We start from the raw sequence: 12,635 nt of genomic DNA, 5'->3' as shown, positions 1-12,635 counted from the left end.
GATGGAGAAAAGTCCGCCGGATTTGAAGCCTCAGTCGACCGCCTCGAAGACCCGGCCCTCGGCCTGGAAATCGCCCTTCATCGGCACGTCGATGCCCGCGTTCATCCAGTAGGCGCCGCTCTGGACGGGATCGTCCGCCGAGGCGGCCGCGTCGATCGCACGCACGCGATAGCGCCGCTCGGGGTCGAGCCCCGCGACATGGATCCTGGGCAGCACGTCGATCTTGGTGCTCGAATGGAGGAAAGCGAACAGCACCGCCTGCCGCTTGTCGCGCGAGACGGAGAAGGTGGCCGAACGCTCCGATCCGTTCTGCGGGCTGATGAGGCGATAGAGATCGCCCTGCTGCACCGTCTGGCGCACCTGCTTGTAGGCGGCGACCAGCTTGGCGGCCTCGGCAAAATCACCGTCCGCCCATTTGTTGAGGTTGGCGCCGATGCCCAAGCCCCCCTGCATCGAGGACAGGAAGCGATATTTGAGCGAGGTGCTGCGGTTGTTCACCCAGTTCGGGCTGTCCGTCACCCAGGCCATCATCACCGCCGGCGTATAGGCATGGGTGAAGCCGTCCTGGATGGTCAGCCGGTCATAGGGATCGGTGTTGTCCGACGGCCAGACCTCGTCGGTCAGCCCCATGATGCCAAGATCGACCCGGCCACCGCCGCCCGAGCAGCTTTCGATCTCCAGCTTCGGGTGCCGCTTCCGGAGTTCCGCGAAGATGCCGTAGAGGTTGCGGACATAGGCGACATAGAGCTGCTGCTGATCCTGCGGATCGACGCCGGGCCAGCCGGGCTCGGACCAGTTGCGGTTGTGATCCCACTTCAGGAAGGCGATGTCGTTCTGGCTGACCAGATCGTCGACCGCCTTCAGCACATAATCCCGCACGTCCTGCCGGGCGAGGTTGAGAACGAGCTGGTTGCGCTGCTCGGTGCGCGGCCGGCCGGGCATGGAGATCACCCAGTCGGGGTGCTTGCGGTAAAGATCGCTGTCCGGGTTCACCATCTCGGGCTCGACCCACAGGCCGAACTCCATGCCTAGCGAATGCACCTTGTCGATCAGCGGCTTCAGGCCGTTGGGGAATTTGGTGCGGTTGACGGTCCAGTCGCCCAAGCCCGCATGATCGCTGTTGCGCGCGCCGAACCAGCCGTCGTCCATCACGAAGCGCTCGACGCCGATCTTCGCCGCCTTCTCGGCGAGCGCCATCTGGCCCTTCTCGTCGACGGCGAACTCGGTCGCCTCCCAGCTATTGTAGAGCACCGGGCGGAGCTTCGGCGTCGGCCCTTCAGGCAGGATCTTGGCGATCTCGAAGCGGTGCAGCAGGCGCGAGGCGCCGCCCATGCCATGATCCGAATAGCCCGCGTAGAACACCGGCGTCTCGAGCGTCGCGCCCGGCTTCAGGCGATAGGCGAAGTCGAACGGGTTGAAGCCGCCGACCACGCGCACGTCGCCGATAGGGTCGCGATCGACGCTGATCCGCCACGATCCGCTCCACGCCAGCGCGCCGAACCAGACGGGGCCGCTCTCCTCGGTGGAGAGCCCCGCGCGATCGATCGCGAACCACGGATTGGCCTGATGGCTGGTCGAGCCCCGGCGGCTCTCGATCACCGTCGAGCCGGCGCTGACGGGTCGTTCCTGCAAGGTCCATTCGGACGCCCAGCGGCCGGTCAGATAATGGAGGCGATAATCGTCCCCCACCGGCAGCGACCACGCCGCCGACGATGCCTGATCGATCCTGACCGGCGCCTTGCCCTCGTTGCGGATCACCGCCGAGCGGCCGACGATGCCGGTCGCCTCGTCGATCGTGTAGCGCAGCGTCACATGGATCGGCCGCGCGATGTCCGCCATCTCGACGAGGATCGCGCCGCCCTCCGCCCGCGCGGAGACATAATGGAGCACGACGTCGCGCACCCCGTCCGGATAGGCGACCTTGAGCGCGGGCTCGGTGTAGAGCCCCCCGCCCCAGCCCGGATATTCCTGCGTGTCGATCGAGGATGAGGGATCGACGCTCGAAAGCTCGTGCGGCGATCTCGCCTCCAGCCGATCCGAATCGGCGAGGCGCGGCCCCCAGTAGAGCGCCTTGAGCAATCCCTCCTTCGTGACGCCGAAGGCATAGCTGCTGTTCCCGCCGTCCAGCCGGAACAGCCGCGCGGACGTGTCGACGCTCACCTTCGCCTGCGCCGGGAGCCCCAGCGAAGCGGCGCCCAGAAGCGCCCCGCCAACCGCCATATTCCACCGCCAACGCCGCTGCCCCATGCTTCTCATCCTCCGTCCGATGCCCGCCTCTGCGCGGCTTGGGTCACTCGTTTCAACCGGCCATCACGATAGCGACAAATGCGCTGGACACCAGAGTATATATGTCATACTTATATGTGAAGAACGGACCTCTAATAAGATCCGGCCATTCAGAGAGGATTGAGAATGAAGGGGATTACCTGTCGTCGCGCGTCCATGCTTTTCCTCGGCAGCGCGAGCGTCGCGGCACTGACGCTGCCCACAGTCGCCATCGCCCAGGATAGCACGCCGGCCAGCACCGTAGCGTCACCCGAGGCCGGCGTCGCCCAGGACATCATCGTCACCGGCACGCGCGCCAGCCTCAACCGCGCGCTGGATATCAAGCGGAACACGATCGGCATCGTCGATTCGATCTCGGCCGAGGATATCGGCAAGTTCCCGGATCAGAACGTCGCCGAATCGCTCCAGCACGTCCCCGGCGTCTCGATCGACCGGTCGGGCGGCGAAGGCCACACCATCACCGTTCGCGGCTTCGGCCCGCAGTTCAACACGGTGCTGCTCAACAACCGCCTGCTCGCCACCGAGAATCCGGGCCGCGAGTTCAGCTTCGACATCCTGCCCTCCGAACTCATCAGCGGCGCCGACGTCTACAAGTCGTCCACGGCGGACCAGCAGGACGGCGGCATCGGATCGACCGTCAACCTGCGCACCGCGCGTCCGCTCGACCATCCGGGCTTCCACGCCTCGGCCAGCCTGTCGGGCAAGTTCGACAGCACGCGCAACAAGGGCACGCCGGTCGGCTCGGCGCTCATCAGCGACACCAACGACGACAACACTTTCGGCATCCTCGCCAGCATCGACTATGACAAGCGCGACAGCCGCTTCACCGACGTCGACACCAGCGGCTGGATCGCGCAGCCGACCCAGAATGCGGACGGCACCCCCTGGCTCTCGCCCGATCATCTCCACGGCATCACGGCGGGTCCGGGCGTGAACGCCTATCTGCCGCGCACGCTGAACTTCACCTCCACCGACAACCGGCGCGAGCGCATCGGCGGCACGCTGGCGATCGACTGGGTCGCCTCCGACAAGCTGAAGTTCCAGCTCGACGGCCTCTACACCCAGCTCAAGATCCATTCGACCACCAACCAGGTCGGCTGGTACACCGATCCGGGCGACATCCAGGATGCGACGATCAATCCCAACGGCACCGTCACCAACTTCGTCCGCAAGGCGGACGGCGGCCTGAAGACCGACAACATCCTGTCGACCGGCCCGGAGAACACCCACACCTATCAGATCGGCGTCAACGCCCACTGGACGCCGACCGATCGCACCACGATCGTCACCGACATCTCCCACTCCCGCGCGCGCAATCGCGTGGACTCGATCTTCGATGTGATCGGCGAGACCAATCCGGGCGTGAACCCGACCTTCAACCTCAACCCCGGCAGCGTGCCGACGATGAGCGGCCTGCTGCCGACCTTCGATCCCAACCGCGCCTATCTCCACTGCTGCTCGGAACGCGGCAGCGGCGTGACGGACGACGTCTGGCAGGCGAACATCGACGGCAAGCAGGACTTCAACCGCGGCATCCTGTCCGACATCAAGTTCGGCGTGCTGGGCACGCGGCGCAAGAAGTCGATCCTCTCGGTCGTCTCCCCGAGCCCGCTCGACTGCTATTATTGCGGTTATTACGCGAGCGCCGATCCGTCGCTCTTCACCGAGTTCAGCCCCGGCAGCATCCTCGGCGAGCCGGCGATCTCCTGGCTGAACTACAACCACGACGCGCTGGTCGCCTATGAAGGCAGCCCGGCGGCGGTCACCCAGAACAGCAGCGCGGCGGCACAGGCCAACTACAACGCCGTCTATGCCGCCGACGGCAACAGCACGGCACCGATCTACGATCCCAAGGGCTCGGGCGCGGTGCGCGAGCTGACCGGCGCGATCTACCTCCAGGCCGACCTGAAGGGCGATATCGGCAGCCACAACTGGACCGCGGCGGTCGGCGGCCGCTATGTCTATACGGACGAGCGCGCCACCGGCAATTCGGTGGAGATCACCAACATCTCCCAGAATCCGGGCGATCCCACCGCCTCGGTGGCGACGTTCAGCGCGCCGGTGCCGGTGACGGCGAAGAACCATTACGGCTATTTCCTGCCGTCGGCGACCTTCCGCTTCAACTGGAGCCACGCCTTCGACGTCCGCGCCGCCGTGTCGCGGACGCTGACCCGCCCGACGCTGACCCAGCTCACGCTGAGCCAGAGCTTCACCTTCCGTCCGCCGGCGCAGAGCACCATCTCGGTCGGCAACCCGATGCTGAAGCCCTATCTGGCGTGGAACTTCGACGTCGGCGTGGATTATTATCTCGGCCGCACCAGCTATATCAGCCTTGCCGGCTTCTATAAGCGGATCAGCAACTTCGTCTCCGACGGCACCTTCCCCCAGACGATCCTGGGCGAGCAGTTCCTCGTCACCACGCCGATCAACGCCAACAAGTCGACCGTCTACGGCTTCGAGGCGACCGTGCAGTACACGTTCGACAAGCTGCTGCCCGCGCCGTTCGACGGGCTCGGCTTCTCGGCCAACTACACCAAGGTGGAAAGCTCCACGACCTTCGATCCGGCGCTCACCACGCAGGTGTTCAACGTCGAGGGCCTGTCGGACAGCGCCAACGTCGTCGGCTTCTACGAGAAGGGACCGGTGCAGGTTCGCGTGGCGTACAACTGGCGCGCGCCCTTCCTGCGCTCGACCTTCGGCGACAACGGCCTGCCGACGAACGTCGACAGCTATGGCCAGCTCGACATCACGGGCAGCCTGAAGGTGACGCGCAACTTCTCGGTGTTCGTCGACGTGCTGAACGCCACCGACTCCCGCCAGCGCATCTACTCGTCGTTCAAGGACCGGTTCGCCGGCCTCTACGACACGGGCCGCGTGATCTCGGGCGGCGTGCGCGCGACCTTCTGATAGACTGTTCTCCCAAACTGGCGGGCGGCCCTTCCGGGGGTCGCCCGTCCCTGTATGGAGCCGCGATGATCGACCTGCGCGCATGGGGCCGGCTGCCGGGCGGAGAGCCGGTGACGCTCGCCACCCTCTCCGACGGCGAGGGGCTGGAGGTGCGCGTCGCCAGCTATGGCGCGACGCTCACGTCGATCCGCACGCCCGATCGCGACGGGCGGGTGGAGGATGTGCTGCTCGGCTTCGACCGGCTGGAGTCCTGTCTCGACCCGGCCCTGCAGGCGGGCTGGCCCTATTTCGGCTCGACCATCGGCCGCACCGCCAACCGCATCGCCGGCGCGCGCTTCGCCATCGACGGGCGGGAACATCGCCTCACCGCCAATGAGGGCGTCAACCAGAATCATGGTGGCCGGCGCGGTTTCGACCGCAGGCTCTGGACGATGGAGGCGCTCGACGATGCCAGCGGCGTCCGCCTGCGCTATCGCAGCCCCGACGGGGAGGAAGGCTTCCCCGGCACGCTCGATGTCGAGGCGGAGATGCGGATCGAGCGGCCCGGCACGCTGCTCATCGCCTATCGCGCCACCACCGACGCGGCGACCCATGTCAGCCTGGCGAGCCATGGCTATTTCAACCTCGCCGGACGGGCCGCGCGGACGATCGGGGACCATCACCTCTCGGTCGCCGCATCCCGCTTCCTGCCGATCGACACCGCCGCCCTGCCCACCGGCGAGCAGCGCCCCGTCACGGGCACCCCTTTCGACCTGCGGAACGCAGCGCTGCTCAGCGACGTGCTGGCCCGCGACGACGAGCAGCTCCGCATCGGCGACGGCCTCAACCATTGCTTCGCGCTCGATGCCGGCGCGGCACCGGCGGCCCGGCTCGTCCACGAACCCAGCGGCCGCGCGATGGAGCTCAGGACCACCGCCCCCGGCCTGCAGGTCTACAGCGCCAACGCCTTCGACGGCTCGCTCCACGACGAGGCCGGGCGCCCCTTCGTCCGCCGGCAGGCGGTGGCGCTGGAGGCGCAGCATTTCCCCGACAGCCCGAACCGCCCCGATTTCCCGCCGACGCTGCTGCGCCCCGGCGAGGTCTATCGCAGCGAGACGCGGCTGCGCTTCCTCACCCTCTGACTAATCGACCCGTTGCGGATGACCGCCCGCCGCCAGCAGCAGGTTCAGCGCGCTCTCGATCATCATGTACATCTCGGTCGACGCACGCGCCGCGTCGCCGGCGATGATCGCGTCCGCCACCACCTTATGCTCCTCGGCGCTGGCGCGCGGCACGCCTTTATAGGCGTTGGTGCGGCGGATGCTGAAGCGCAGCGTCGCCTCGGCGAGATCGGTGAACTGGCGGAAGAAGCGGTTGTTGCTCGCCTCCAGCACCGCGACATGGAAGGCGATGTCGGCGGTCAGCGCATCGTCGTCGCCCGCGTCTGCCGCGCGCATCCGCTCGATCGCGTCGGCGATGCGGGTGCGCTGCACGTCCGTCGCGTCGCGCGCCGCGAGCGCCGCCGCGCGCGGCTCGATCGCGAGGCGCACCTCGGTGAACTCCACCATCAGCTCGATCGTGAACTTGCGCTCCATCATCCAGCGCAGCACGTCGGGGTCGAACAGGTTCCACTGGTCCTCGGGCTGCACCGACGTGCCCTGCCGCGGCCGCGCCTTGAGCAGGCCCTTGGCGGTGAGCATCTTCACTGCCTCGCGCAGCACGGGGCGGCTCACCCCATATTGCTTGCAGAGATCCGCCTCGTAGGGGAAGACCACGCCGTCGCTGAACTTGCCCGTCACGATGGCGCGCCCGAGATCCTGCGTGATGGCGCTGGTGAGATTGCCGCCCTCGCGACTGGATCGGGTGAAACTCTCGCTCATTGTTCCTGCCTCGCCTGCCTCGGATCGCATGGCAAGCCTATGCTTTCGCCCAAGGGCACAACATTTCCCTGCTTGAACCAGCAGGACGCCGGCCCCGTCCGGGCCGATATCCGCGCCTTGAAGCTTACTTATATTACTTAATCTTGACCCGGAGGGAAAGCCGCTCATAATGGGCGGCGAAAAGAGACGCGGCGCGGGCCGCACGGAGTGGAGGCGGGGCTTGATCTCAAGGCGGCACTTTCTGGGCTGCACGGCGGCCGCGGGCGCGGTGTCGCTGCTCGGCGGGTGCGCGCGGCCGGACGGGAAGATCCGCATCGGCTTCCTCGTCAAGCAGCCCGAGGACCAGTGGTTCCAGGACGAATGGCGCTTCGCCGCGATGGCCGCGCGCGACAAGGGCTTCGAACTGATCCGCATCGGCGCCGAGGATGGCGACCGCGTGCTCTCCGCCATCGACAATCTCTATGCCCGCTATGCGCAGGGCTTCGTGATCTGCACGCCGGACCCGAAGCTCGGCACCGCGATCCGGCTGCGGGCCGAGGCGAACGGGCTCAAATTCCTCGCGGTGGACGACCGGCTGCTCGGGCCGGACGACCGGCCGATCGCGTCCGTCCCCTATCTCGGCATCTCGGCGAGCGCGATCGGCGCGATGGCGGGGCGCGAGGCGGTGGCCGAGGCGAAGCGGCGCGGCTGGCCGCTCGCCGAAACGGGCGTGCTGCGCCTCGCCTTCGACAGCCTCGACACCGGCCGCGAGCGCACCGAGAACGGCGCCCGCGCCGCGATCGAAGGCGGCATCGCGCCGGCCCATATCTTCAGCGCGGCCCAGAAGACCACCGACACCGAAGGCGGCTTCACCGCCGCCGACCCGGTGCTGACCCAGCAGCAGGCGATCCGGCGCTGGATCATCCTCGGTTTGAACGATGCCTCGGTGCTGGGCGGGGTGCGCGCGGCGGAGGGGTTGGGGCTGGGCGCGGACGCGGTGATCGGCGTCGGCATCGGCGGCTCGGGCTCGGCCAGCGCCGAGTTCGACAAGCGCGAGCCGACCGGCTTCCACGCCTCCGTCCTGCTCAGCCCGCGCCGTCACGGTTATGACAGCAGCGCGATGGTCTATGACTGGATCGTCCATAACATCCGGCCGCCGGCCGTCACCTACACCACCGGCCAACTCATGACCCGCGCCAACTACCGCGCGCTCCTCGCGGCGGAGGCGGCATGAGCGCGCTGATCGCCTATCGGGGGGTCGGCAAGGTCTTCCCCGGCGTCGTGGCGCTGGACGACGTGTCCTTCTCGGTCGCGGGCGGCGAGGTCCGCGCGCTGATGGGGGAGAATGGCGCGGGCAAATCGACGCTGCTCAAGATTCTCGCCGGTGAGCATCGGCCGGACAGCGGCGGCCTCCTGGTCGAGGGGCGACCCGTCGCCTTCGCCAGCCCGCGCGACAGTCAGGCGGCGGGCATCGCGATCATCCATCAGGAACTCCATCTCGCGCCCGACCTCAGCGTCACCGAGAATCTGCTGCTCGGCATGATGCCGACGCGGTTCGGCATCATCGACCGCCGCGCGGCCCGCGAGCGCGCACGGGCCATCCTCGCCCGGCTCGGCGAGGAGATCGATCCCGACGCCAGGGTCCGCACGCTCTCGATCGGCAAGCGGCAGATGATCGAGATCGGCAAGGCGCTCGCCCGCGACGCCCGCATCATCGCCTTCGACGAGCCGACCAGCTCGCTCTCCGCCCGCGAGACGCGCACGCTGATGCGGATCATCGACGATCTGCGCCGCGACGGCCGCGCCATCCTCTATGTCAGCCACCGGATGGAGGAGGTGTTCGAGATCTCCGACAGCGTGACCGTGCTGCGCGACGGCCGCCATGTCGCCGATTATCCCGACATGAAGGCGCTGACGCAGGACCAGCTCATCATCGCGATGGCGGGCCGCACGATCACCGACATCTATGATTATCGCGCCCGGCCCTTGGGCGATGTCGCGGTGGCGGTGAGCGGCCTCGAAGGGCCGGGCCTGCGCGCGCCGCTGAGCTTCGAGGCGCGGCGGGGCGAAATCCTCGGCTTCTTCGGCCTTGTCGGCGCGGGGCGATCGGAGCTGTTCCGGCTGATCTACGGCGCGGTGCCGTCGACCGGCGGCGACGTCCTCATCCATGGCGAACCGCTCGTGTCGGCCGACCCGCGCCGCGCCATCGCCGCCGGGCTCGCGCTCTGCCCGGAGGACCGCAAGGACGAGGGCATCGTTCCCCTCGCCGCCGTCGCCGAGAATATCGCGCTCGCCCGCCGCAACCTCCTCGGCCGCCCGCTGATCGACGAACGCGACGAGGGCACGCAAGCCGCCGACCTCATCCAGCTCATGCGGGTGAAGACCGCCTCGCCCGCCACCGCCATCGCCACACTCTCGGGCGGCAACCAGCAGAAGGCGATCATCGCCCGCTGGCTGGCGGCGGACTCGCGCATCCTGCTGATGGACGAGCCCACCCGTGGCATCGACGTCGGCGCGCGCAGCGAAATCTACGCCCATATGTACCGCCTCGCCGAAGAGGGCCGGACCATCCTCTTCGCCTCCTCCGACATGCCCGAGGTGATGGGCGTGGCGGACCGCATCATCGTCATGCGCGAGGGCCGCGTCGCCGGCATCGTGCCGCGCGCCGACGCCACGCCCGACCGCCTTCTCCGCCTCGCCCTGCCCGACGCCTCCACAGGACAATCATGAGCGCATCCCCTCCCCTTCTCCGCCGGCTGGGCGCCCTCGGGCCGCTGCTGATGCTGCTGGTGCTGTTCGCGCTGCTGGGCGCGCTGGTGCCGGACTTTCTGGGGCTGCGGAACATGCGCGGCCTCGTCCTGTCGGTGACGCTGGTCGGCACGATCGCGACGACGATGATGCTGGTGCTCGCGCTGCGCGAGGTGGACCTCTCGGTCGGCTCGATCACCGCGCTGTCGGGCGTGCTCACCGCCGTGGTGATCGCCCGGACGGGGAGCGTCGCCGCCGGCATCCTCGCGGGGCTCGCGGCGGGTGCGGCGGCGGGCTTCCTCAACGGCTGGGTGGTCGCGCGGCTCAAGGTCAATTCGCTGATCGTGACGCTCGCCACGATGGAGATCGTGCGCGGCCTCGCCTTCCTCGTATCGGGGGGCCAGGCGGTGTCGATCCCGGCCGAGCGCTTCTATGCGCTGGGCTCGGGGACGCTCTTCGGGATCAACTATCCGATCTGGCTGATGCTGCTGGCGTTCATCGGCTTCGGCTTCCTGCTCAAGCGCACCAGCTTCGGGCGCAACGTGCTGGCGATCGGCGGCAACCCGGAGGCCGCGCGCCTCGCCGGCGTTCCCGTCGACCGGGTGCGGATCGCCGTGTTCGTGCTGCAAGGCCTCGTGACCGCGCTCGCCGGCATCGTGCTCGCCGCGCGGATCACCTCGGGCCAGCCCAACACCAGCCAGGGCCTCGAACTCGCGGTCATCTCCGCCTGCGTGCTGGGCGGCGTATCGCTCTCGGGCGGCGTCGCGACCATGATCGGGGTCGTCATCGGCGTGTTCATCATGGGGGCGGCGCAGAACGCGCTCAACCTGCTCGATGTGCCCACTTTCTACCAATATGTCGTGCGCGGCGGAATCCTGCTCGCGGCCGTGATCTTCGATCGCCTCCGCCAGACCGGCGGCCTCTCGCTTCCCACCCTCCTCACCCGCTTCACCCAAAAGGACAGGCTTGCCTCATGAGCCGGATTGCCCAGATCGATGCCTTCCTCGTGCCGCCCCGCTGGGTGTTCGTCCGCGTCGGGACCGACGACGGCCTGATCGGCTGGGGCGAGGCCAGCCTCGAAGGCCATGGCGAGGCGGTGCTCGGCGCGTTGGAGAGCGCGCGGGACCGGCTGATCGGCACGGAGGCAGACCGCATCGAGGATGCGTGGCAGACGCTCTACCGCCTCGGCTTCTATCGCGGCGGGCCGGTGCTGATGTCGGCGATCTCGGGCATCGACCAGGCACTGTGGGACATCAAGGGCAAGCGGCTGGGCGTCCCCGTCTGGCAGTTGCTCGGCGGCCAGGTGCGCGAGCGGATCGACGTCTATGCGTGGATCGGCGGCGACCGCCCGCATGACGTCGCCGAGGCCGCCGCCGCGCGGCAGGCGCAGGGCTTCCGCGCGGTGAAGATGAACGGCACCGAGGATCTGGGCTGGCTCGACAGCCCGGCGAAGCTCGACGACAGCGTCCGCCGCCTCCAGCTCGTCCGCGAGACGGGGATCGACGCCGGCGTCGACTTCCACGGCCGCGTCCACAAGCCGATGGCGCGCCAGCTCGCGCACGCGCTCGAACCGCTGCGCCCGCTGTTCATCGAAGAGCCCCTGCTCTCCGAAAACCCCGAGGCCATCGCCCAGCTCGCCGCCCAGACCAGCACGCCCATCGCGCTCGGCGAGCGGCTCTATACACGCATGGATTTCAAGCGCCTGTTCGAGCTGGGCGCGGTCGACATCATCCAGCCCGATCTCAGCCATGCCGGCGGCCTCTCCGAAGCCCGCCGCATCGCCTCGATGGCGGAGGCTTACGACGTCGCGGTGGCGCCGCATTGTCCGCTCGGGCCGCTGGCGCTCGCCTCCTGCCTCCAGCTCGCGGCGGCGACGCCGAACTTCGTGATCCAGGAGATGTCGCTCGGCATCCATTACAACACGCCATCGGCCGATCTGCTGACCTACGTCACCGACGCCGGCGTTTTCGACATCCACGAGGGCAGCGTCGCCGTGCCGACCGCGCCGGGGCTCGGCGTCAGCATCGACGAGGCGCGCGTGCGCGAGGCGGCGAAGGATGCCCATCGCTGGCGCAATCCGGTATGGCGGGGACCGGATGGGAGCCTGCGCGAATGGTGAGGCGGTTCGAGGGCAAGCGCGCGATCGTCACCGGCGGGCTGGGCGGCATCGGCCTCGCCACCGCCGAGCGGCTGGCGGCGGAAGGCGCGAGCCTGATGCTGGCGGACCTCCGCTCGCCGGACGCGGCGCTGATCGAGCGGCTCCATGCGCTCGGCGCGCCGCACGTCTCCTCCTTCGCCTGCGATATCGGCGACGAGGCGGCCGTGGCCTCGCTGGTCGAGCGCACGCTGGCCGAACTCGGCGGGCTGGACCTGATCGTCAACGTCGCGGGCATGATGATCTACAGGCCGCTCGCCGAGATCGGCGGGGCGGAGTGGCGGCGGCTGCTCGACGTCAACTTCCTCGGCGCGGCGCTGCTCGCGGGAGCGGCGTTGCGCGACATGGCGGACGGCGGCGCGATCGTGAACGTCGCCTCGATCCACGCGCGGCAGACCTCGCCGCTGGTCGCGCCCTATGCGGCGGCCAAGGCGGCGCTGGAGAGCCTCACCCGCTCCACCGCGATCGAGGGCGCCGCGCGCGGCATCCGCGCCAACGCCGTGCTGCCGGGTGCTGTGGATACGGAGATGCTGCGCTCCAGCCCCAATATCGCATCGGGGCTGGAGGTGATCGCGCCCGAGGATATCGGCACGCCCGCCGAGATCGCCGCCGCGATCCTGTTCCTCGCCTCCGACGAGGCGCGGTTCGTCACCGGCGCCTCGCTGCTGGTCGACGGCGGGCGGCTGGCCCGCCTCTAGGGG

At 68.6% G+C, this 12,635-nt stretch carries 9 protein-coding genes; 7 read left to right on the top strand and 2 right to left on the bottom strand.

Annotated elements, in window-relative coordinates; all coding sequences use genetic code 11:
- Nucleotides 1–30: 30 nt before the first annotated feature.
- Nucleotides 31–2,220, bottom strand: coding sequence for an alpha-galactosidase (locus FHS98_RS13035; protein WP_243848023.1), 2,190 nt, complete (start codon nt 2,218–2,220; stop codon nt 31–33).
- A gap of 222 nt (nt 2,221–2,442) precedes the next feature.
- Between FHS98_RS13035 and FHS98_RS13030 the strand changes: the two genes are divergently transcribed.
- Complete coding sequence (locus FHS98_RS13030) at nt 2,443–5,193, top strand: TonB-dependent receptor (RefSeq protein ID WP_167105651.1); 2,751 nt, start codon at nt 2,443–2,445, stop codon at nt 5,191–5,193.
- Nucleotides 5,194–5,258: 65 nt separating this feature from the next.
- The gene (locus tag FHS98_RS13025) at nt 5,259–6,314 is read left to right on the top strand and encodes an aldose epimerase family protein (RefSeq protein WP_167105648.1); all 1,056 of its coding nucleotides are present in this window, start codon (nt 5,259–5,261) and stop codon (nt 6,312–6,314) included.
- On the opposite strand, the gene FHS98_RS13020 is transcribed toward FHS98_RS13025, so the two are convergent.
- Nucleotides 6,315–7,052 carry a FadR/GntR family transcriptional regulator gene (locus tag FHS98_RS13020; RefSeq protein WP_167105645.1) on the bottom strand — a complete coding sequence of 246 codons (738 nt, stop codon included), beginning with the start codon at nt 7,050–7,052 and terminating at the stop codon, nt 6,315–6,317. It abuts the gene before it with no gap.
- 220 nt (nt 7,053–7,272) lie between these two features.
- On the opposite strand from FHS98_RS13020, the gene FHS98_RS13015 reads away from it, so the two are divergent.
- From FHS98_RS13015 to FHS98_RS12995, 5 genes are read left to right on the top strand one after another with little or no spacing between them, the layout of a single operon-like run.
- The gene (locus FHS98_RS13015; protein WP_243848022.1) at nt 7,273–8,265 is read left to right on the top strand and encodes a substrate-binding domain-containing protein; all 993 of its coding nucleotides are present in this window, start codon (nt 7,273–7,275) and stop codon (nt 8,263–8,265) included.
- Nucleotides 8,262–9,761 carry an L-arabinose ABC transporter ATP-binding protein AraG gene (gene araG, locus FHS98_RS13010; protein ID WP_167105642.1) on the top strand — a complete coding sequence of 500 codons (1,500 nt, stop codon included), beginning with the start codon at nt 8,262–8,264 and terminating at the stop codon, nt 9,759–9,761. The genes FHS98_RS13015 and araG overlap by 4 nt, the downstream gene beginning before the upstream one ends.
- Nucleotides 9,758–10,756: an L-arabinose ABC transporter permease AraH gene (gene araH / locus FHS98_RS13005; RefSeq protein ID WP_167105639.1), complete on the top strand. Its 999-nt coding sequence runs from the start codon at nt 9,758–9,760 to the stop codon at nt 10,754–10,756. The genes araG and araH overlap by 4 nt, the downstream gene beginning before the upstream one ends.
- Nucleotides 10,753–11,898, top strand: coding sequence for a galactonate dehydratase (gene dgoD / locus FHS98_RS13000; RefSeq protein WP_167105636.1), 1,146 nt, complete (start codon nt 10,753–10,755; stop codon nt 11,896–11,898). The genes araH and dgoD overlap by 4 nt, the downstream gene beginning before the upstream one ends.
- Nucleotides 11,892–12,632, top strand: coding sequence for an SDR family NAD(P)-dependent oxidoreductase (locus FHS98_RS12995; RefSeq protein WP_167105633.1), 741 nt, complete (start codon nt 11,892–11,894; stop codon nt 12,630–12,632). The genes dgoD and FHS98_RS12995 overlap by 7 nt, the downstream gene beginning before the upstream one ends.
- Nucleotides 12,633–12,635 lie beyond the last annotated feature (3 nt).

This window comes from Sphingomonas oligoaromativorans, from assembly GCF_011762195.1.
Lineage (GTDB): Bacteria > Pseudomonadota > Alphaproteobacteria > Sphingomonadales > Sphingomonadaceae > Solisphingomonas > Solisphingomonas oligoaromativorans.
This window is presented reverse-complemented; position numbering and strand designations above follow the sequence as displayed.